This window comes from Actinoallomurus acaciae, assembly GCF_042429965.1.
Classification (GTDB): domain Bacteria; phylum Actinomycetota; class Actinomycetes; order Streptosporangiales; family Streptosporangiaceae; genus Actinoallomurus; species Actinoallomurus acaciae.
Window position 1 is genome coordinate 291 of record NZ_JBHLZP010000655.1, and the last position, 357, is coordinate 647.

Consider the following 357-nt stretch of genomic DNA (forward strand, 5'->3'; position numbering starts at 1 on the left):
GACCGTCAACACGATGGTGGATCAGCTGTCGGCGTTCGCCGGTGAGGTGACGCGGGTGGCCCGTGAGGTCGGTACGGACGGCAACCTCGGCGGCCGGGCCCAGGTGCCCGGGGTGTCGGGGGTCTGGAAGGACCTCACCGACAACGTCAACTTCATGGCCGACAACCTGACGTCCCAGGTGCGCAACATCGCCCAGGTCGCGACCGCCGTCGCACGCGGCGATCTGGGCAAGAAGATCGACGTCGACGCCCGCGGCGAGATCCTCGAGCTGAAGACGACGATCAACACGATGGTGGATCAGCTGTCGGCGTTCGCCGGTGAGGTGACGCGGGTGGCCCGTGAGGTCGGTACCGAGGG

General features: G+C 67.8%; 1 pseudogene. It reads left to right on the forward strand.

Annotated elements, in window-relative coordinates:
• A pseudogene (locus ACFFNX_RS44285) lies at positions 1 to 357 on the forward strand (HAMP domain-containing protein); the annotation flags it as partial.